Origin of the sequence: Nocardiopsis oceanisediminis (genome assembly GCF_048595525.1) — a bacterium.
GTDB lineage: Bacteria > Actinomycetota > Actinomycetes > Streptosporangiales > Streptosporangiaceae > Nocardiopsis_A > Nocardiopsis_A oceanisediminis.
Genome location: NZ_JAFMZJ010000001.1, coordinates 2840020 through 2860975 on the forward strand (window position 1 = coordinate 2840020; position 20956 = coordinate 2860975).

At 72.8% G+C, this 20956-nt stretch carries 16 protein-coding genes; 14 read left to right on the forward strand and 2 right to left on the reverse strand.

Translation table 11 applies throughout. The annotated features are described in order from the left end of the window. Positions 1–95 precede the first annotated feature (95 nt). From J0910_RS12585 to J0910_RS12600, 4 genes are read left to right on the forward strand one after another with little or no spacing between them, the layout of a single operon-like run. A complete protein-coding gene (locus tag J0910_RS12585; protein WP_420161976.1) occupies positions 96–1511 on the forward strand; it encodes an ABC transporter permease subunit in 1416 nt (471 codons plus the stop codon). A gap of 13 nt (positions 1512–1524) precedes the next feature. Next, a complete protein-coding gene (locus tag J0910_RS12590) occupies positions 1525–2511 on the forward strand; it encodes a branched-chain amino acid ABC transporter permease (protein WP_420158683.1) in 987 nt (328 codons plus the stop codon). Between the two features lie 28 nt (positions 2512–2539). Beyond that, entirely contained in the window at positions 2540–3388 is an 849-nt protein-coding gene (locus J0910_RS12595) for an ABC transporter ATP-binding protein (RefSeq protein ID WP_420161977.1), read from the forward strand. Beyond that, positions 3388–4233, forward strand: a complete 846-nt coding sequence (locus tag J0910_RS12600; protein WP_420158684.1) for an ABC transporter ATP-binding protein — start codon at positions 3388–3390, stop codon at positions 4231–4233. Before J0910_RS12595 ends, J0910_RS12600 begins: the two co-directional genes overlap by 1 nt. A gap of 340 nt (positions 4234–4573) precedes the next feature. On the opposite strand, the gene J0910_RS12605 is transcribed toward J0910_RS12600, so the two are convergent. Together J0910_RS12605 and J0910_RS12610 are read right to left on the reverse strand one after the other, a co-directional pair. Beyond that, on the reverse strand, positions 4574–5806 hold the full coding sequence (locus J0910_RS12605; RefSeq protein WP_420158685.1) for an ABC transporter substrate-binding protein: 1233 nt from the start codon (positions 5804–5806) through the stop codon (positions 4574–4576). Between the two features lie 317 nt (positions 5807–6123). Next, positions 6124–6540, reverse strand: coding sequence for a PaaI family thioesterase (locus tag J0910_RS12610; RefSeq protein WP_420158686.1), 417 nt, complete (start codon positions 6538–6540; stop codon positions 6124–6126). An 86-nt stretch (positions 6541–6626) separates the two neighbouring features. Between J0910_RS12610 and polA the strand changes: the two genes are divergently transcribed. The 10 genes from polA to J0910_RS12660 all read left to right on the forward strand — a co-directional run bounded on the left by polA (position 6627) and on the right by J0910_RS12660 (position 20589). After that, positions 6627–9392 carry a DNA polymerase I gene (polA, locus tag J0910_RS12615; RefSeq protein WP_420158687.1) on the forward strand — a complete coding sequence of 922 codons (2766 nt, stop codon included), beginning with the start codon at positions 6627–6629 and terminating at the stop codon, positions 9390–9392. Between the two features lie 45 nt (positions 9393–9437). Further along, positions 9438–9869: an alternative ribosome rescue aminoacyl-tRNA hydrolase ArfB gene (gene arfB, locus J0910_RS12620; protein ID WP_420158688.1), complete on the forward strand. Its 432-nt coding sequence runs from the start codon at positions 9438–9440 to the stop codon at positions 9867–9869. Positions 9870–10246: 377 nt separating this feature from the next. Continuing rightward, positions 10247–11740 carry a 30S ribosomal protein S1 gene (gene rpsA, locus J0910_RS12625; protein ID WP_420158689.1) on the forward strand — a complete coding sequence of 498 codons (1494 nt, stop codon included), beginning with the start codon at positions 10247–10249 and terminating at the stop codon, positions 11738–11740. 273 nt (positions 11741–12013) lie between these two features. Continuing rightward, entirely contained in the window at positions 12014–12586 is a 573-nt protein-coding gene (locus J0910_RS12630) for a GNAT family N-acetyltransferase (protein ID WP_420158690.1), read from the forward strand. Positions 12587–12596: 10 nt separating this feature from the next. After that, on the forward strand, positions 12597–13235 hold the full coding sequence (gene coaE, locus J0910_RS12635) for a dephospho-CoA kinase (protein ID WP_420158691.1): 639 nt from the start codon (positions 12597–12599) through the stop codon (positions 13233–13235). Positions 13236–13483: 248 nt separating this feature from the next. Further along, a complete protein-coding gene (gene uvrB / locus J0910_RS12640) occupies positions 13484–15580 on the forward strand; it encodes an excinuclease ABC subunit UvrB (RefSeq protein ID WP_420158692.1) in 2097 nt (698 codons plus the stop codon). A gap of 314 nt (positions 15581–15894) precedes the next feature. Beyond that, entirely contained in the window at positions 15895–16890 is a 996-nt protein-coding gene (locus tag J0910_RS12645) for a GNAT family N-acetyltransferase (RefSeq protein WP_420158693.1), read from the forward strand. A gap of 116 nt (positions 16891–17006) precedes the next feature. Continuing rightward, positions 17007–17927: a hydroxymethylglutaryl-CoA lyase gene (locus tag J0910_RS12650; protein WP_420158694.1), complete on the forward strand. Its 921-nt coding sequence runs from the start codon at positions 17007–17009 to the stop codon at positions 17925–17927. A gap of 389 nt (positions 17928–18316) precedes the next feature. Next, positions 18317–19963 (forward strand): CTP synthase, encoded by a 1647-nt coding sequence (locus J0910_RS12655; RefSeq protein ID WP_420158695.1) that lies wholly within the window; start codon positions 18317–18319, stop codon positions 19961–19963. Next, positions 19960–20589 carry an NUDIX domain-containing protein gene (locus J0910_RS12660; protein ID WP_420158696.1) on the forward strand — a complete coding sequence of 210 codons (630 nt, stop codon included), beginning with the start codon at positions 19960–19962 and terminating at the stop codon, positions 20587–20589. Before J0910_RS12655 ends, J0910_RS12660 begins: the two co-directional genes overlap by 4 nt. Positions 20590–20956 lie beyond the last annotated feature (367 nt).

Here is a 20956-nt window from a genome sequence, read left to right on the forward strand (position 1 = left end):
GCCACCGATGGATACCTCCCGGTTCCGGACGAACCGTCTGGAACCGTCAGTTCTCAGATGCGCAAGGAGCGCGCGTGCGCACACGCCTCGTGACTGTGCTGCTCGCCGTGATCGCCGCTTTCATGGTGATCCCAGGGGCGGCAGCGGCAGACGCCCAGGGCGGTGAGAACCTCAACGGTCAGATTCGTCAGCCCACCACCGTCGAAGGCCTGGAGATCACGGTCTACGAAGGTACGGAAGGCGACGAGGTGATCGGTGAGGCGACCACCGACTCTGAGGGAAGATGGGAAGTCGAGTTGCCCGGTCCGGGCGACTACCGGGTCGTCCTGGACGAGGAGTCGGTCCCCGACGAGTACGTGGTGCCGGAGAAGCCCGGCAGCGAGCTCGATGTCGAGGTCCGGCCCGACCAGCAGCGGACCGTGGTCTTCCGGTTGCAGACCCCGGAGGAGGCCGCCGAGGAGTCGGCCTCGCCGAGCGCGGAGGACGGCGCCGAGGGCGGTACCGGCGCCGGCGATGGCGGTGCGGCCGAGGAGGAGGGCGCCGAGGAGGTGCCCGGCGTCGACGCGGGAGCCTCGTTCGGCGACAAGTTCGTCCAGCTCGCCGTCTCGGGCGTGATCTTCGGTCTGATCATCGCGATCTCCTCGGTGGGGCTGTCGCTGATCTTCGGCACCACGAAGATGATCAACTTCGCCCACGGCGACATGGTCACCTTCGGCGCCTTCATGGCGATGATGTTCAGCACGATGACGCTCTTCTCGTCGCTGCACGAGTCGGTGGCGGGCGTGCCGGTCCTGGGCTTCCTGCTCAACCCGCTGGTGGTGGGGCTGGTCCTGGCGGTGGTGCTGGGCGGCGGGCTCGGCATGTTCCTGGAGCGCTTCCTGTGGCGCCCGCTGCGCAAGCGGCACGTGGCGCTGATCCAGATGTTCATCGTGACCATCGGCGTCTCGCTGATCCTGCGCCATGTGCTGCTGGTGCTCTTCGGCGCCCGCCGGGAGAAGTACGAGCAGTTCCGGATCCAGCAGCCGCTGGAGCTGGGGCCGGTCTCGATCACCCCGCGGGATCTGGCGATCCTGCTGCTGTCGGTGGCGGTGCTGGTCCTGGTGGCGAGCATGCTGCAGTTCACCCGGATCGGGAAGGCGATGCGGGCGGTGGCGGACAACCGGGATCTGGCGGAGTCGTCGGGGATCGACGTGGACCGGGTGACGCTGTACGTGTGGGGGCTGGGCGGTTCGCTGTCGGCCCTGGGCGGCGTCTTCTACGGGCTGAACCAGACGGTGCACTGGCAGATGGGCTTCCATCTGCTGCTGCTGATGTTCGCCGGGGTGATCCTGGGCGGTCTGGGCACCGCGTACGGGGCGATGGTCGGCGGCCTGGTGGTGGGCCTGGTGGCCATGCTGTCCACGCTGTGGTTCTCGCCGCAGCTGATGAACGTCTGGGCGCTGGGGATCATGATCCTGGTGCTGCTGGTCCGGCCGCAGGGCATCTTGGGCCGCCGCGAGCGAGTGGGCTAGGGGAGATACGGCGATGGACTTCTGGAACATCATCTCGACCTCCCTGACGACGGCCATCGGCCCGATCGCGGCGATCTACGTGCTGGCCGCGATCGGCTTGAACATGCATTTCGGCTACACCGGGCTGCTCAACTTCGGCCAGGTGGGCTTCATGCTGGTGGGCGCGTACGGCGTGGGCATCGGTGTGGGCACGTTCGGCCTGTCGCTGTGGGCGGCGCTGCTGCTGAGCGTGGCGTGTGCGGCGGTGCTGGCGCTGCTGCTGGGCGTTCCGACGCTGCGGTTGCGGGCGGACTATCTGGCGATCTCGACGATCGCGGTGGCGGAGGCGCTCCGGCTGCTGTACCGGGCGGAGTTCGCGCGGCCGCTGACCGGCGGCGTGTACGGGAGGCAGAGCCTGGCCGCGGGGTTCATCGGGGCCAACCCGATCCCGTCGGGCCGGTACGGCGTGGCGGGTGTGGAGTTCAGCGCGAACCAGCTGTGGACGATGCTGGTGGCGTGGGCTCTGGTGGCGGTGGCGCTGCTGCTGACCTGGGCGCTGATGCACAGCCCGTGGGGCCGGGTGATCAAGGGCATCCGGGAGGATGAGGACGCGGTCCGCAGTCTGGGCAAGGACGTGTTCGTCTACAAGATGCAGAGCCTGGTGCTGGGCGGTGTGCTGGGCGGTGTGGCCGGCGCGCTGCTGGCGATCCACCAGCAGAACATCACGCCGGACCAGTTCATGCCGCAGGTGACGTTCTACCTGTGGGCGATGCTGCTGCTGGGCGGTGCCGCGCGGACGTTCGGCGCGGTGCTGGGGCCGATGGTGCTGTGGTTCCTGCTGACGGCGTTCGACGAGACGCTGCGCTCGCTGCTGACGATCGGTGCGCTGCCGTTCCTGGACGGCGGGGACATCGGTGCGCTGCGGCATGCGTTCGTGGGGTTGGCGCTGGTGCTGCTGATCGTGTACCGGCCGCAAGGGCTCATCGGCAACCGCAAGGAGATGCTGGTCAATGTCAAGTGAGGCGAGCGCGGCGCGGGCCGCGGACCGCATGGCCGGTGTGGAGCCGGTGCCGGGTGTGCCCAAGCCGGATCCGATTCTGAAGGCGAGCGGGGTGCGGCGCACGTTCGGCGGCCTGACGGCGGTGGACGTGGAGCACTTGGAGGTGCAGCGGGGCACGATCACGGCGCTGATCGGTCCGAACGGCGCGGGTAAGTCGACGCTGTTCAACCTGCTGACCGGGTTCGACCGGGTGGATGCGGGCGAGTGGTCGTTCGAGGGGCGCCGGCTGAACGGGCTGGGCGGGCACCGGGTGGCCCGGCAGGGCATGGTGCGCACGTTCCAGCTGACCAAGGCGCTGACCCGGTTGACGGTGCTGGACAACATGCTGCTGGCGGCGCCGGGGCAGGTGGGGGAGCGCTTCCTGGGGGCGCTGTATCCGCCGGCGTGGCGCCGGCAGGAGGCGGTCCAGCGGGAGCGGGCGATGGACCTGCTGCGCAGGTTCAAGCTGGACGCGAAGAAGGACGATCTGGCGGGCAGCCTCTCGGGCGGTCAGCGCAAGCTGCTGGAGATGGCGCGCTCGCTGATGGTGGATCCGTCGATGGTGATGCTGGACGAGCCGATGGCGGGGGTGAACCCGGCGCTGGTGCAGTCGCTGCTGGGGCATATCACCGCGCTGCGGGACGAGGGCATGACGGTGCTCTTCGTCGAGCACGACATGGACGTGATCATGGGGATCAGCGATTGGATCGTGGTGCTGGCGCAGGGGCGGGTCATCGCGGAGGGGCGGCCGGAGGACATCCGCTCCGACGAGCGGGTGATCGACGCCTATCTGGGGACCCGGCACGACGGGCCGGGCGGGGGCGGCGAGGCCGCGCGGGACGCGGAGGAGGAGGCCTGATGGGCGACGTCGAGCGCGGGGCCGGGGAGGCTGCGGCGGCCGCTGAGGGCGCGGCGTCGCTGCAGGACGCCCGGGAGGAGGTGCTGGAGCACGCGGGTGCGGGGCCGGTGCGGGACTACGGGGAGTACCTGCTGGTCGCCGATGAGGTGGTGGCGGGGTACATCCCGGAGGTGAACATCCTCAACGGGTGCACGCTGACGCTGGCCGAGGGCGAGGTCGTGGGCATCATCGGGCCGAACGGCGCGGGGAAGTCGACGCTGGTGAAGACGGTGTTCGGGCTGCTTCCGGTCCGTTCGGGGGAGTTGGTGCTGCGCGGGAGGAGCATTGCGAACCTGAGCGCGCACGAGCTGGTGTCGCGTGGGGTGGGCTATGTCCCGCAGACGCAGAACGTGTTCCCGACGCTGACGGTGGAGGAGAACCTGGAGATGGGCGTGTTCCTGCGCCCGAAGGCGTTCCGGGGCCGGTTCGAGAAGGTGGCGGAGCTGTTCCCGCTGCTGGCGGAGCGCCGCCGGCAGAAGGCGGGGGCGCTGTCCGGTGGTGAGCGGCAGATGGTCGCGATGGGCAGGGCGCTGATGATGGAGCCGTCGGTGCTGCTGCTGGACGAGCCGACGGCGGGTCTGTCGCCGATCTTCCAGGACGAGGTGTTCCACCGGGTCAAGCAGATCAACTCGACCGGGGTGTCGGTGGTCATGGTGGAGCAGAACGCCCGCCGCTGCCTGCAGATCTGCGATCGGGGCTATGTGTTGGACCAGGGCCGGAACGCCTATACGGGCACCGGGCGGGAGCTGCTGTCCGATCCGAACGTGATCGAGCTGTACCTGGGCACGCTGGCGAAGGCGGACTGAGGGCTGCCGCGCCGGGTCTCGGCGCGGTGCGGCGGGGAGCGGGGCGGTGTCCGACGGGGGCGCCGCCCCGCTCCGCGGTGTGCGGGGGGGGGCGGGGCCTGGAGGTTGCGGGGTGCGGCGTCGGGTCCTCTGCGGGGGCGGCGGGGGAGGGGCGGCGCCCGGCTTCTCTGCGCCGTGTCCGCGGCGCTCGGGCGGGGCCGCGGCGCCGGGGGCCGGGGGGCCGCCTGGCGGGGGGTGCCTCCCGGGCATGGGGGAGGCCCCCGCGCGGGGTCGTCCGCGCGGGGGCCTCCGGTGTGCTCGGGCCCTCGGGGGCCGCCGGTCTCCCGGCGGCCTCAGGGGGTCAGGGAACGGTGATGGCGTCGACCTTGCTGTGCGCGCCCTTGTCGTCGAAGCCGTAGACCTGGAAGGTGGCCTGGGTGACGTCGCCGTTCTCGTCGAAGTTGATCGGGCCGCTCACGCCCTGGTAGTCGATGTCCTCTCCGTCGGCGATGAGCTGCTTGCACTCTTCGAAGGCGGTGCATTCGGTGCCGTCCTTGGAGACGGCCTCCATTTCGCCGACGAATTCGCCGGGCACGTTGCTGCCGGCCTGCTCGGCGGCGAGCGCGGTGACCATCATGCAGTCGTAGACCTGGCCGGCGAACTGGAAGACCTCGAGTTCGGGGGCGAACTCGCGGAGCCCGTCCATGAACGCGTCCTCGCCGACGTCGGGGGCGGTGCCCTGGAAGCCGGCGATGGTGCCGGCGTCGTCGGAGTCGACCTTCTCGCCGAGGGTCTCGTCGTTCAGGCCGTCGGTGGCGTACATCTGGTCGGCGGTGACGCCTTCCTCGATGAGGCCGGTGATGATCTGGACGCCTTCTTCGAAGGAGACCATGACGACGGCGTCGCTCTCGGCGTTGGCGATCTCGCCGACGACGGCGTCGAAGTTGGGGGCGTTGGGGTCGTAGCCCTCGTTGTAGTCGACGGAGATGCCGTTCTCTTCCAGCGCGTCGGCGGTGGCGTTGGCGAGGCCTTCGCCGTAGTCGTCGGCGCGGTAGGTGATGGCGACGCTCTGGTGGCCGTCGGAGGCGATCTTCTCGGCGAGCACGGGGCCCTGGAGGAGGTCGCTGGGGGCGGTCCGCCAGTAGTAGCCGGTCTCGTCCTCTTCGGCCAGGCCCGGGGCGGTGTTGGAGCCCGAGCACTGGACGACCTCGTTGGTGGTGACGTTGTCCATGATGGCCTGGGTCATGCCCGAGGCGGCGGCGCCGATGATGACGTTGGCCCCGCCGTCGATCAGGCGGGTCGCGGCGTCGTTGGCCTGCGCGGCGTCGTTGGCCTCGTCGCCTTCGAGGAAGTCGGGCAGGTCGGCGCCGTTGACGCCGCCGGCGTCGTTGATCTGCTGCAGGGCGTACTTGGCGGCCTGTTCCTGGGGCGGGCCGAGGTGCGCGAGGTCGCCGGTCTGCGGCAGGACGTAGCCGTACTGCAGGGCTTCGCCGTCCCCGCCGCCTCCGTCTTCCCCTCCACCGCCGCAGGCGGTCAGTCCCAGGGTCAGGGCCGCAGCCGCAGCTGTGAGGCTGATGGCCTTTCTGCTCGGCATCTGAGGTGTCTCCGTTCAAGCCGGCTGGATCGGTGTGGCTTCTGCGCGCTCGGTCCGCGGGAAGGCGGCGTGCTGCGCCGCGCTTAACCGATGGCGTTAGCGGAGCTTAATTCGCGGGCGGCGGGTTGCGGAAGGAGGCGGGAGGGGTTGCTGCCGAGTCGGGTTCATGCCGTTACCGGGTCGTAGTGAAGTCTGGGGTGCTTTGCGAATGTTCCGGGGGTTCTCGGCTGACCTGCGAGGACGCCGCGCGCGCCGGGGCGGTGCGGGTATGGCGGGGCCCGGCGGGAGGGGTCCCGCCGGGCCCGGTGCGCGGCGGGTCAGGCGTCGCGCAGCATGCAGGTGAGCCGGGAGGTGCAGACGCGCTTGCCGTCCTCGCGGGTGATCTCGATCTCCCAGGTGGCCAGGGTGCGGCCGGCGTGCACGGGCACGGCGACGCCGGTGATGTGGCCCTCGGTGGCGCTGCGGTGGTGGGTGGCGCTGATCTCGATGCCGACGGCGATCCGGCCCTCCCCGGCGATCAGGGCGGAGCCGACCGAGCCGAGTGTCTCGGCGAGCACGCAGGAGGCGCCGCCGTGCAGCAGGCCGTAGGGCTGGGTGTTGCCGGCGACCGGCATCCGGCCGGCCACGCGCTCGGGGGAGGCCTCGGTGAGCTCGATGCCCATCCGCTCGCCGAGGCTGCCGCCTCCGGCGGTGGAGCCCATGATCTCGGCGAGCCGTTCGGTGTCCACGCTCATCGGGGTCCGTCCCTTCAGGGGTCGTGCGCGGGGCGGGTCCGCCGGGCCGCGCGAAAAAGTCCGCCCCGCATCCTAGGATTCCCCATGTGGCGAAGACTCAGCAGACCCCCGCACAGAACAGCACGCCCTCGGCCCCGGCAGAGGGGGGTGGAGGCCGCCTGCTGCTGCTGGACGGCCACTCCATGGCCTTCCGCGCGTTCTTCGCGCTGCCGGCGGACAAGTTCGGCACCAGCACCGGGCAGACCACCAACGTGGTCTACGGCTTCACCTCGATGCTGATCAAGCTGCTCCGGGACGAGCGGCCCACGCACATCGCGGTCGCCTGGGACCTGTCCGGGCCGACGTTCCGCCACGACTCCTACGCCGACTACAAGGCGGGCCGGGCGGAGACGCCGCCGGAGTTCCCCTCCCAGGTGGAGCTGACCCAGGAGCTGCTGCGGCTGCTGGGTGTGGTGTCGGTGTCGGCGGAGGGGTTCGAGGCCGACGACGTGATCGCCACGCTGGCCGCCCAGGGGGGCGGGGCCGGCATGGAGGTGCTGATCGCCTCGGGCGACCGGGACGCCTTCCAGCTGGTCAACGGCGGCTGCACGGTGCTCTACCCGGGCAAGAGCCTGTCGGACCTGACCCGGATGACGCCGGAGCGGATCGAGGAGAAGTACGGGGTTCCGCCGGAGCGCTACCGGGACCTGGCCGCGCTGGTCGGGGAGAAGGCCGACAACCTGCCGGGCGTTCCGGGGGTGGGCCCCAAGACCGCGGCGAAGTGGATCCTGAAGTACGGGTCGCTGGACGAGCTGGTGGCGCGCGCCGACGAGCTCACCGGCAAGGCCGGGCAGAACTTCCGCGACCACCTCGACGACGTGCTGCGCAACCAGCGGCTCAACCTGCTCGCGCCGGACGTGCCGCTCGAGGTGGGCGTGGCCGACCTGGTGCGCGGCGCGGCCGACCGGCAGGGCGTCGACACCCTCTTCGACGACCTGGAGTTCGCCTCCACGCTCCGGGACCGGCTGTTCGCGGTCTTCGGCGAGGAGGCGGAGGGCGGCGCGGAGGCCGCCGCCGCGGAGGCCGAGGGGTTCTCCGACGAGGTGGAGGCGGCCGAGCCGGGCGGGCTGGGTGCCTGGCTGGCCGAGCACACCGCGCGGGGCCGCACCGGTCTGGCGTTCGACGGCGAGTGGGGCCGGGGCACGGGCCGGCTCTCCGGGATCGCGGCGGCCGCCGCGGACGGCGCGGCGGTCCACATCGATCCCGCGGCCCTGGGCGAGGAGGACGAGCGGGCGCTGGCCGCCTGGCTGGCCGACGCGGACCGCCCCAAGGCGGTGCACGACGGCAAGGGGCCGCTGCTGGCCGCCGCCGCGCACGGCTGGGACCTGGCCGGGGTCACCGCCGACACCGCGATCGCGGCCTACCTGGTCCAGCCGGGGCAGCGCAAGGCGGGTCTGGTCGACCTGTGCCGCAGCCACCTGAACAAGGAGCTGGAGCGCCGGCAGGAGGACGGCGGGCAGCTCTCGCTGGACCTCGGCGGGGAGGGGGCGGACGCCGCGGAGGCGGCCCGCGCCGATCTGGCGGTGGCCGCCCGCGCCACCGCGGAGCTGGCGGACCGGCTGGACGTGCTGCTGGAGCAGCGGGGTGCGGCGGGGCTGCTGCGCGACATGGAGCTGCCGCTGGTGCGGGTGCTCGCCGGGATGGAGCGGACCGGCATCGCCGCGGACCGGGCCTACCTGGACGGCCTGGAGGGCGAGTTCGCCGTCGAGCAGCGGCGGGCGGTGGAGGAGGCGCACCGGGTGGTGGGCCGCGAGTTCAACCTGGGCTCGCCCAAGCAGCTGCAGCAGGTCCTTTTCGAGGAGCTGGGGCTGCCCCGGACGAAGAAGATCAAGACCGGCTACACCACCGACGCCGACGCGCTGGCCTGGCTGGCCGCCCAGACCGACAACGAGCTGCCCGCGATCCTGCTCCGGCACCGGGACCAGACCCGGCTGCGCACCACGGTGGAGGGGCTGGTCAAGACGATCGCCGAGGACGGCCGGATCCACACCACGTTCAACCAGACGGTGGCGGCCACCGGCCGGCTCAGCTCGACCGAGCCGAACCTGCAGAACATCCCGGTGCGCACCGACGCGGGCCGGCGCATCCGGCGGGCGTTCGTGGTGGGGGAGGGGTACGACGCCCTGCTCACCGCCGACTACAGCCAGATCGAGCTGCGCATCATGGCGCACCTGTCGCAGGACGAGACGCTGATCGAGGCGTTCGCGACCGGGCACGACTTCCACGCCGAGATCGCGGCGCGGGTGTTCGGCACCGGGGTCGGCGAGGTCAGCGCCGAGGAGCGGGCCCGGATCAAGGCGATGAACTACGGCCTGGCCTACGGGCTCAGCGAGTACGGGCTCTCCCAGCAGCTGGGCGTCACGCCCAAGGAGGCGCGGGCGCTGATGGACGACTTCTTCCTCGTCTTCGGCGGCGTCCGCGACTACCTGCACGAGGTGGTGGAGCAGGCCCGGCGGGACGGCTACACCGAGACGATCCTCGGCCGCCGCCGCTACCTGCCCGACCTGACCAGCGACAACCGGCAGCGCCGGCAGATGGCGGAGCGGATGGCGCTGAACGCGCCGATCCAGGGGTCGGCGGCCGACATCATCAAGGCGGCGATGATCGACGTGGACCGGGCGCTGGGCGAGAGCGGCCTCCGGGCGCGGGCGCTGCTGCAGGTCCACGACGAACTGGTGCTGGAGGTGCCCTCCGGGGAGGTGGAGGACGTCCGGAAACTGGTTTCGGAGAAGATGGCGGCCGCCTATGATCTGCGTGTGCCGCTGGCCGTGTCGGTCGGCGTGGGTGAGAACTGGCGCGACGCCGCGCACTAGGGGCGCGGCGGGTCCGCGCGGACGAGGCGATGGGAGGGGCCGGCGATGGGCGGGAGCGGGACGCCACCGGGCGCCGGCCCGGAGCTGCCCGAGGCCGAGCTGGTCTGGCGGTTCTCCCGGTCGAGCGGGCCGGGCGGGCAGCACGTCAACACCTCCGACACCCGGGTGTCGGTCTCGCTGGACCTGGCCGCCACCTCGGCGCTGACCGAGCGGGAGCGGGAGCGCGCGCTGGAGCGGCTGGCCGGCCGGCTGCGCGGCGGGGTGCTCACCGTGACCGCCTCGGACAGCCGCTCCCAGGCGCGCAACCGGGAGCTGGCCCGGGAGCGCCTGGCCGAGCTGGTGCGCGGGGCGTGCGCGCCGCCGCCCAAGGCGCGCCGGGCGACCCGGCCGAGCCGGGCGGCCCGGCAGCGGCGGCTGGACGGCAAGCACCGCCGCTCCCAGCTGAAGCGGACGCGCTCCCGAAGGTTCGAGGACTGACCGAATACCCGGCGCCGGGGCGGTCGGGGAGGGCGTCCCCGCCCGGGGAGCGGTCGCGGGCGCGTGTAGCATGCGCGGAATACGGTCTTGGTCGCATTCGCCGCCCGGATTCCGATTGACCAGGACGCCCGCGTCTCATATTCTGGCCGGAGCATTGAGAACGCGCATGCGCTGTCCGGCCCCACAGACGGTACCGAGGGGCGGGGCGCGCGGCGGGCGCCCCGGTGAGACGGGGGTCGTGCGGCGGGCGGTGTCAGGGACGGTCCTTCCGTTCCTGCTTCTGTCGTCTTCACAGCCCTTGCTCTGATCCGGGCGGACGTGTGCGCTCTCGGTGTTACAACTTTCTGCCAATGTCCGTATCCGGAGTCCACCCACACATGACGAGCAGCACCGAGGCCACCTCGACACCCCAGGTAGCGGTCAACGACATCGGGTCCGAGGAAGCCTTCCTCGCGGCGATCGACGAGACCATCAAGTACTTCAACGACGGTGACATTGTCGAGGGCACCATCGTGAAGGTCGATCGAGACGAGGTCTTGCTCGACATCGGCTACAAGACCGAAGGGGTGATCCCCTCCCGGGAACTGTCGATCAAGCACGACGTCGACCCGGGCGAGGTCGTGGCCGTCGGCGACCACGTCGAAGCCCTGGTCCTCCAGAAGGAGGACAAGGAAGGGCGTCTCATCCTGTCCAAGAAGCGCGCGCAGTACGAGCGCGCCTGGGGCACGATCGAGAAGATCAAGGAAGAGGACGGCGTCGTCACCGGCACCGTCATCGAGGTCGTCAAGGGCGGTCTCATCCTCGACATCGGCCTGCGCGGCTTCCTCCCGGCCTCCCTGGTCGAGATGCGCCGCGTCCGCGACCTGCAGCCCTACGTGGGCCGCGAGCTCGAGGCCAAGATCATCGAGCTGGACAAGAACCGCAACAACGTGGTCCTGTCCCGCCGCGCCTGGCTGGAGCAGACCCAGTCGGAGGTCCGCCAGACCTTCCTCAACACCCTGCAGAAGGGCCAGATCCGCAAGGGCGTCGTCTCCTCGATCGTCAACTTCGGTGCGTTCGTGGACCTGGGCGGCGTGGACGGCCTGGTGCACGTCTCCGAGCTGTCCTGGAAGCACATCGACCACCCGAGCGAGGTCGTCGAGGTCGGCCAGGAGGTCACCGTCGAGGTTCTCGACGTCGACATGGAGCGCGAGCGCGTCTCCCTGTCCCTCAAGGCCACCCAGGAAGACCCCTGGCAGCAGTTCGCCCGCACGCACCAGATCGGCCAGGTCGTTCCCGGCAAGGTCACCAAGCTGGTTCCGTTCGGCGCGTTCGTCCGCGTCGAGGAGGGCATCGAGGGCCTGGTGCACATCTCCGAGCTGGCCGAGCGCCACGTGGAGATCCCCGAGCAGGTCGTCCAGGTCGGTACCGAGATCTTCGTCAAGATCATCGACATCGACCTCGACCGGCGCCGGATCAGCCTCTCGCTGAAGCAGGCCAACGAGAGCGTCTCGCCGGACCAGGAGGAGTTCGACCCGACCCTCTACGGCATGGCCGCCGAGTACGACGAGCAGGGGAACTACAAGTACCCCGAGGGCTTCGACGCGGAGACCGGCGAGTGGATGGAGGGCTTCGAGGCCCAGCGCGACGAGTGGGAGCGCCAGTACGCCATGGCGCAGTCCCGCTTCGAGGCGCACCGCAAGCAGGTCGAGGAGGCCCAGGCCGCCGAGGCCGAGGCCGCCGCGGCGCCCGCCTCCTACGAGGGCGAGTCCGAGGCCGGTTCCTCCTCCTCGGGCGGCTCCAGCAGCGCCTCGGAGAGCACCGGCGGCGCCCTGGCCTCCGACGAGGCCCTGGCCGCGCTGCGGGAGAAGCTCGCCGGCGGCGGCGAGTAGCGCTCACCGGCACCCGGTAGCAGCAGTACCCGAGGGCCGCTCCCCGGAAGGGGGGCGGCCCTTCGCCGTGCCCGGGGCCGGGCCGCGGCGGCGCGGCCCGGCCCCGGCGCCCGAACCGCTCGCCCCCGGCCGCCGCCCGCGCGCATCGGGGCGGCCGGAGGGGCCCGGCGCCGCCGAACGGGAATCGGGCCCTCCGCGGCGATTCGGCGGCGCGGCGGGGCCGCGCGGGGTATCGTCGGCCGCAGGCGGTCCGGACCGGCTGCGAGGAGGGTCATGGCGGCACCGGAGCGGGGCGGCGCGCCATCGGGCGTCGCCGTCACCGAGGCGGAGCGGGACGACATCGGGGAGCTGTGGGCGGTGCAGCGCGCCGCCTACGTCGATGAGGCCCAGATCTACGGGGACCCGTTCGTCCTCCCGCTCACCGAGAGCCGCGGCCAGCTGCTGCGCGCCGTCGACGGCGGCGCGGTGCTGCTCAAGGCGGTGGCCGGCGGGCGGATCGTGGGCGGGGCGCGGGGCAAGGCGGTGGGCAGCGCGGCCACCGTGGCGCGGCTGTTCGTCGCCCCGGACCGCCGCCGGGAGGGCATCGGCGCCGCCCTGCTGGCCGAGATGGAGCGGCGGCTGCTCGCCGCCGACCCGCCGCCGGCCGCGATCACCCTGTCCACCGGGCACGGCGGCCGGGCCGCCCCGGAGCTGCTGCTCGCCGCCGGCTACCGGCAGACCCACCGCGAGGCGCTGCACGACCACCTCACCCTGCTGCACTTCCGCAAGGAGGCCGGGGAGGCCGCGGAGGTCCGGCGGCCCCGGGCCGGCGGGCCCGGTGAGCCGGTGCAGGAGCGCGTCCCGTAGGCTCGGCGCCATGCTGCGCGTAGGACTCACCGGGGGCATCGGCTCCGGAAAGAGCGAGGTGTCGGGCCGGCTGGCCGCCCGCGGGGCGGTCGTCATCGACGCCGACGCCCTGGCCCGCGAGGTCGTCGAGCCGGGTACGCCCGGGCTGGCCGAGGTGGTCGCGGAGTTCGGCGAGGAGGTCCTCACCGCCGAGGGGGCGCTGGACCGCCCCCGCCTCGGCGAGATCGTCTTCTCCGACCCGGACCGGCTGGCCCGGCTCAACGCGATCGTGCACCCGAGGGTGGGGGCGCGCAGCGAGGAGCTGATGGCGGCGGCGCCGCCGGAGGCGGTGCTGGTCTACGACGTCCCGCTGCTGGTGGAGAACGGCCTCCAGGAGCTGTACGACGTGGTCGTGGTGGTCGACGCCCCGGAGGAGGACCGGGTCCGGCGGCTCACCGGGAACCGGGGCATGCCCGAGGACCAGGCCCGCGCCCGGATCGCCGCCCAGGCCTCCCGGGAGGAGCGCCTGGCCGCCGCCGACATCGTGGTGGACAACTCCGGGACCCGGGAGGAGCTGGACGCCCGGGTCGCCGGGCTCTGGCAGGAGCTGGAGCTGCGCGCCGCGGTCAAGCGCGCCGAAGAGGCCGGCGACGGGGCGCCCCGGGGCTGACCCGGCGCGGGGGCGCCCCGCCGCCCCCGCAGCGACCCCGCGGCGGCGAGGCATCGGGGGCCGCCCCGCGCCTCCCGCGCCGCTCTCCGCGCCGAGGCGGGGGCGGAATCAGCGGGGTCCGGGCCGGGTTGCACGGGGAGGCGGCCCCGGGGCGCGGCGGATCGGCGGCGCCTGTCGCAGGGCGGCTGTACGGTGGGCGGCAGCCCGGGCGCGTCGCCCGGTTGCGGCATCGGGGAGAGTGGGGACTCATGCGGCCGGTCAGCGGCATCCAGCGCAGGGAGGCGTCGTTCGAGGTCGTCTCGGACATGACGCCGGCGGGCGACCAGCCGGCGGCCATCGCCGAGCTCACCAGGCGGGTGCAGGCCGGCGACCCCGACACCGTGCTGCTCGGTGCGACCGGTACCGGCAAGACGGCGACGGTGGCCTGGCTGGTGGAGCAGGTGCAGCGGCCCACCCTGGTGATGCAGCCGAACAAGACGCTGGCCGCGCAGTTCGCCAACGAGCTGCGGGAGATGCTGCCGAACAACGCGGTGGAGTACTTCGTCTCCTACTACGACTACTACCAGCCCGAGGCCTACGTCCCGCAGACCGATACCTATATCGAGAAGGACTCCTCGATCAACGACGAGGTGGAGCGGCTCCGCCACTCCGCCACCAACTCCCTGCTCACCCGGCGGGACGCGGTGGTGGTCGCCTCGGTGTCGTGCATCTACGGCCTGGGCACCCCGCAGGAGTACGTGGACCGGATGGCGCAGCTGCGGGTCGGCATGGAGGTCGACCGGGACGAGCTGCTCCGCCGCCTGGTCGAGATGCAGTACACCCGGAACGACATCGCGTTCACCCGGGGCACGTTCCGGGTCCGCGGGGACACCGTCGAGATCATCCCGGTCTACGAAGAGCTCGCGATCCGGATCGAGATGTTCGGCGACGAGGTCGAGCGGCTGATGACGCTGCACCCGCTCACCGGTGAGGTGCTCGGCGAGGACGACGAGGTGTTCATCTTCCCGGCCTCGCACTACGTGGCCGGGCCGGAGCGGTTGGAGCGCGCGGTCGGCCGGATCGAGCGGGAGCTCGGCGAGCGGCTGGGCGAGCTGGAGGCGCAGGGCAAGCTGCTGGAGGCGCAGCGGCTGCGGATGCGCACCACCTACGACATCGAGATGCTCCGCCAGGTCGGCAGCTGCTCGGGGGTGGAGAACTACTCCCGGCACTTCGACGAGCGGGAGCCGGGCAGCGCCCCCAACACGCTGCTGGACTACTTCCCCGAGGACTTCCTGCTGGTCGTGGACGAGTCGCATGTGACGGTCCCGCAGATCGGCGGCATGTACGAGGGGGACGCCTCGCGCAAGCGGACCCTGGTCGACCACGGGTTCCGGCTGCCGTCGGCGCTGGACAACCGGCCGCTGAAGTGGGCGGAGTTCACCGAGCGGATCGGGCAGACGGTGTACCTGTCGGCCACCCCGGGCTCCTATGAGCTGGAGCGGAGCGGCGGCGACGTGGTGGAGCAGGTCATCCGGCCCACCGGCCTGGTCGACCCGGAGGTGGTGGTCAAGCCGACCGAGGGGCAGATCGACGACCTGGTGCACGAGATCCGGGTGCGGGCCGAGCGGGACGAGCGGGTGCTGGTCACCACGCTCACCAAGAAGATGGCCGAGGACCTCACCGACTACTTCGCCGAGCTGGACATCCGGGTGCGCTACCTGCACTCCGAGGTGGACACGCTGCGCCGGGTGGAGCTCCTGCGCGAGCTGCGCACCGGCGAGTTCGACGTGCTGGTCGGCATCAACCTGCTGCGCGAGGGCCTGGACCTGCCCGAGGTGTCGCTGGTGGCGATCCTGGACGCGGACAAGGAGGGCTTCCTGCGCTCCGAGACGTCGCTGATCCAGACCATCGGCCGGGCGGCGCGCAACGTGGCCGGGCAGGTGCACATGTACGCCGACCGGGTCACCGACTCGATGCGCGCGGCGATCGACGAGACCAACCGGCGGCGGGAGAAGCAGCTCGCCTACAACGCCGAGCACGGCATCGACCCGCAGCCGCTGCGGAAGAAGATCGCCGACATCCTGGACTCGCTGGCCCGGGAGGACGTGGACACCGCGGAGCTGCTCGGCTCGGGGTACCGGGCGCAGCCGGAGCGCGCCCCGGTGCCCGGCCGGCCGGGAGAGGGGGGCCGCCAGGACGCCGCCGGGATGCCCCGGGCCGAGCTGGCCGCCCTGATCCAGCAGCTGGACGAGCAGATGCACCAGGCCGCCGCGGACCTCCAGTTCGAGCTGGCGGCCCGGTTGCGGGACGAGATCAAGGAGCTCAAGCGGGAGCTGCGCGGAATGGACGCGGCCGGCGTGGAGTGAGCGCGCGCGGCCGCCGGGACCGCCTGGGAGCACTCCCGGGCGGTCCCGGCGTTTCGGCTCCGGAGGGCGTCGGATACCGTAGGCCGGGCGATAAAGCGTCTTATAAGGGATTGCATGGCGTCGATTTCGAAACGAATTCATGCCATCGGTCCGATTCGACCGACCGCCCGGCGGGTCGGCCGGTACGCTCGGCCGTGACCGGCGGGGAACGTACGGTCACGGTATGCGGCACCCCGCGGCGCACCGCGGGGCCGAGCCGCTCCCCGGTCCCGCTCGCTGCGCGGCCGGGTGCGACCCGGCCAGGGAGGGGGAGGATGAGCGGCTACGTGGCCCGTGTGCGCCGCGGCGACCTGCCCGGCGGCGGGACCGAGTTCGAGCGGCTGATGGAGTCCGCCGCACGGCGCTGGGCCTCGGTCGACCCGCTGCTGCCCGTGCCGCCGCGCCCCCGGCGCAGCGGCGACACGCTGCTGACCGTCTCCGACGAGGCCGGGCGGCCGGTGGCCGCCGGCACCATGCGCTACTCCTGGTACCAGCCCGGCGAGGTCGGCCGCACCTGGGGAATGCCGGACCAGCACTGGCTGACGCCCCTGGTCGGCGGCCCCGAGCCGGGGCGGGCGCTGGACTCCCTGCTCACCAGCTGGCGCGAGCAGCTGGAGGCGCTGCCGACCGGCACCGGGTCGGAGTCCTCGGCGCTGCTCACCTGGCCCGCCCGGGACCTCTGCGGGGTGGTGCCGCTGCAGCGGCACGGCCTGCAGCCCTACAGCGTGCTCGCGGTCCGGCGGCGCGGCAGGGGCGTCCCCCCGGTGCTGCCGCCGCGCGACGTGGTCATCCGGCTCGCCGACCGCGGCGACCTGACCGAGGCGGTCTCCCTGCTGATGGAGCAGCACCGCTTCGAGGAGCACTTCGGCGGGGTGTTCGTGCAGACCGAGACCGCCGAGCAGACCCGCGGGATACTGGCCCGCGCGCTCTCCCGCCGCCCCTCCTGGATCTGGGTGGCCGAGCGCCGCGGCCGCCTGGTCGGCCTGGTCTGGGTCTCCCCGCCGCAGCGCGCCCGCTGGGCCGCGCCGCTGGTCTCCGGGTCCTCCCCGGCGCACATCGGCTACGGCGTGGTCACCGAGGACGAGCGCGGAGCGGGGATCGGCACCGCCCTGGTGGAGCAGGCGCACCAGGCCCTGGACAGCAACGGGGCCCCGGCCGCCCTGCTCGACTACTCCCTGATGAACCCGGTCTCCGGGCCGTTCTGGCACCGGATGGGCTACCGCCCGCTCTGGACCACCTGGGAGGCGCGCCCGGCCCTCGCCCTGCGCTGAGGCCCGCCCCGCCACCCCGGCCGCCCCGGGGCCGCCGCCCTCCGGCTAGGGTCGGCCCTACCTGTACGGACGCCGGGGTCCGCTGGGCCGGCCCCGGACGGTGAAGGGAGTGCGGCGTGGCGGAGCGAGAGGCGCGCGGCCGGGGCGTGGAGATCGTCGAGGTCGGGCCGCGCGACGGCCTGCAGAACGAGGAGAAGACCCTCACCGTCGAGGAGAAGGTGGAGCTGATCCGGCGGCTGGTGGCGGCCGGGCTGCGCCGGATCGAGGCGGTCAGCTTCGTCAACCCCCGCCGGGTGCCGCAGATGGCCGGCGCCGAGGAGGTCATGGCCGGGGTGGAGCGGCTGCCCGGGGTCTCCTACATCGGCCTGGCGCTGAACCGCCGGGGCCTGGACCGGGCGCTGGCCGCCGGCGTGGACGAGGTGAACGTGGCCGTGCCGGCCACCGACGGCTTCTGCGTCCGCAACCAGGGCTGCACGGTCGAGGAGATGATGGACGCCTTCGACGGGATCGCCGCGGCCTGCCTGGAGGCCGGCACCCCGGTCAGCGTCACCGTCTCCACCGCGTTCGGCTGCCCCTTCGACGGGGAGACGCCGCCGGAGCGGGTCGCCGAGATCGCCCGGCGCGCGGCGGCCGCCGGCGCCTGGGAGGTCGCGATCGCCGACACCATCGGGGTGGGCGTGCCCCGGCAGGTGGCCGACCTGGTGGGCCGGGTCCGCGCGGCCGCGCCCGAGGCGGTGCTGCGCTGCCACTTCCACAACACCCGCAACACCGGCTACGCCAATGCGCTGACCGCGGTGGAGCAGGGCGTCACCGTGCTCGACTCCAGCGTCGGCGGGTTCGGCGGCTGCCCGTTCGCGCCGGCGGCCACCGGCAACATCGGCACCGAGGACCTGGTGTACATGCTGGAGCGGGGCGGATCGGGCACCGGTGTGGCGCTGGCGGAGACCTCGGCCGCCGCCGAGTGGCTCGGCTCCCGGCTCGGCAAGACGCCGCCGGCGCAGCTGAGCCGGGCCGGCGCCTTCCCCGCCGGAGGCTGAGCCCCGCCGGGGGCTGAGTCCCGCAGGAGGCTGAGCCCCGCCGGGGGTCGCGCCCTTCGGAACCCGCCCGGGGCCGGCGCCCGGGACCGCCGGCGCCCGGAGGGAGACCAGGGACACGCGGGGTGGCGCGAGCGGCCGCCCCGCCCCGCCGCGAGGGTCGGCGGGACCGGTCCCGGCGCTGGTCAGCGAGGGTGCGGGCGAGGGCGCGGGGGTGCCGCGCGGCGGGGCGCGGGGAGCGGTCCGGGCCCCGCGGGGCGCCGTGCCTGTTATCCTGGTGGCCCGTGGAGTCCGAGGCCCGGAGCGGGATCACCGCAGGGTCCGCGAGGGCGCCGCACGGCCGCCCGTCCGCGTTCGGGCGATCCGTAGCCATTCGACCACGGGAGCAACACTTGGCATCCGCCGCGAGCACCAAACACCTCTTCGTCACCGGCGGGGTCGCCTCCAGCCTCGGGAAGGGCCTCACGGCCTCCAGCCTCGGCCGGCTGCTGAAGTCGCGAGGCCTTCGGGTCACCATGCAGAAGCTGGACCCCTACCTCAACGTCGACCCGGGGACGATGAACCCCTTCCAGCACGGCGAGGTGTTCGTCACCGACGACGGGGCGGAGACCGATCTCGACATCGGCCACTACGAGCGCTTCCTGGACACCGAGCTCTCCGGTTCGGCCAACGTCACCACCGGGCAGATCTACTCCAGTGTGATCGCCAAGGAGCGGCAGGGCGCCTACCTGGGCGACACCGTCCAGGTCATCCCGCACATCACCAACGAGATCAAGGCGCGCATCTACGCGATGGAGAGCGCCGACGTCGACGTCGTCATCACCGAGATCGGCGGCACCGTCGGCGACATCGAGTCGCAGCCCTTCCTGGAGGCGGTGCGGCAGATCCGGCACGAGATCGGCCGGGACAACTGCTTCTTCCTGCACGTCTCGCTGGTGCCCTACCTGGCGCCCTCCGGCGAGCTGAAGACCAAGCCGACCCAGCACTCGGTGGCCGCGCTGCGCAGCATCGGCATCCAGCCCGACGCGCTGGTCTGCCGCTCCGACCGGCCCATCCCGCAGGCGATGAAGTCCAAGATCAGCCTGATGTGCGATGTGGACGAGGGCGGCGTGATCTCCTGCCCGGACGCCCCGTCCATCTACGACATCCCCAAGGTCGTGCACCGCGAGGGCCTGGACGCCTACGTGGTCCGCCGGCTGGGCCTGGCCTTCCGCGACGTGGACTGGACCGAGTGGGACGAGCTGCTCCGCCGGGTGCACGAGCCCGCGCACGAGGTCACCATCGCCCTGGTCGGCAAGTACATCGACCTGCCCGACGCCTACCTGTCGGTCACCGAGGCGCTGCGCGCCGGCGGCTTCGCGGAGAACACCCGGGTCAAGATCCGCTGGGTCGCCTCCGACGACTGCGCCACCGAGGAGGGCGCCCGGCGCGAGCTGGCCGGGGTGCAGGGCGTGCTGGTCCCCGGCGGGTTCGGGGTCCGCGGCATCGAGGGCAAGCTCGGCGCGATCCGCCACGCCCGGCAGAACCGCATCCCGCTGCTCGGCATCTGCCTGGGCCTGCAGTGCCTGGTCATCGAGTTCGCCCGGGGCGTGGCCGGCATCGAGGGCGCGAACAGCGCCGAGTTCGACGACAAGGCGGCCGAGCCGGTCATCGCCACCATGGCCGACCAGGCCGACGTGGTCTCCGGCGAGCGGGACATGGGCGGCACCATGCGCCTGGGCATGTACCCGGCCGACCTGGCCGAGGACTCCCTGGCGCGCGAGCTGTACGGCGCTCCCCAGGTCTCCGAGCGGCACCGGCACCGCTTCGAGGTGAACAACGCCTACCGCGCCCGCCTGGAGGAGGCCGGCCTGGTCTTCTCCGGCCTGTCGCCGGACGGGCGGCTGGTGGAGTACGCCGAGCTGCCCCGCGAGGAGCACCCGTTCTTCATCGCCACCCAGGCCCACCCGGAGCTGCGGTCCCGCCCGACCCGCTCGCACCCGCTCTTCTCCGGCCTGGTCGCCGCCGCGCTCAAGCACGACGCCGGCGGCCGCGGGTGACCGGCGCGCAGCGGACCGGGGCGGTCTCCGACTCGCAGGAGTCCGCCGAGGTCGTCGAGCGGGAGGAGCCGTTCCGCGGCGCCAAGACCGCGATGCGGGTGGACCGCTTCATGCTGCCGGGTGAGGACGGACCCGAGCTGGTGGCCCGGGAGTACATGGTGCACCCCGGCGCGGTCGCCGCGCTCGCCCTGGACGAGCGGGACCGGGTGCTGATGGTGCACCAGTACCGGCACGCGGTCGGCGCCCGGCTCTGGGAGCTGCCCGCCGGGGTCCGCGACGAGGAGGGCGAGCCGCCGCTGCGCACCGCGGAGCGGGAGCTGCTGGAGGAGACCGGCCACCGCGCCGAGCACTGGTTCGAGCTGGCCGACTTCTACCCGTCGGCGGGCTTCTCCACCGAGCGGATCCAGGTCTTCCTGGCCCGCGGCGTCACCGAGGTCCCGCCGGAGCGGTTCGACTACCGGCGGATCCACGAGGAGGCCGACATGGCCGTTGAGTGGATCCCGCTGGACGACGCCCTGGAGGCGGTGCTGTCCGGGCGGATGCGCAACGGGGCGACCGCCATCGGAGTGCTGGCCGCGGCCACCGCCCGGCGCGACGGCTACGCCTCGCTGCGGCCCGCCGGCTGAGCAGGCCCGGCACCGGCGCCGCACCCCCGCACCGGGGCGCGGCGCCGCTGCCGTCTCCGGACCCGCCCGGCCCCGCAGAGGCACTGCTACCCTCACCCGTGTCCGGCGCGGTTCGGAACCGAATGAAAACGGCCTCCCCGGCCGACAGGATCCCAGGTCAGGAAGTATCGGCCCCGCGTGCGCGGGGATGGTCCGATGAACAGCGCCCATGCAACCACGCCACTTTGATCGGCCCCGCGTGCGCGGGGATGGTCCGGCGCAGGGTTTCCTGTACGGCCTGTTCCGGCAATCGGCCCCGCGCACGCGGGGAGCAGTGAGCCGCCTCGGTCTCCAGCCCGGCCTTCAGGAGCGGTCGTGCCGACGCGGG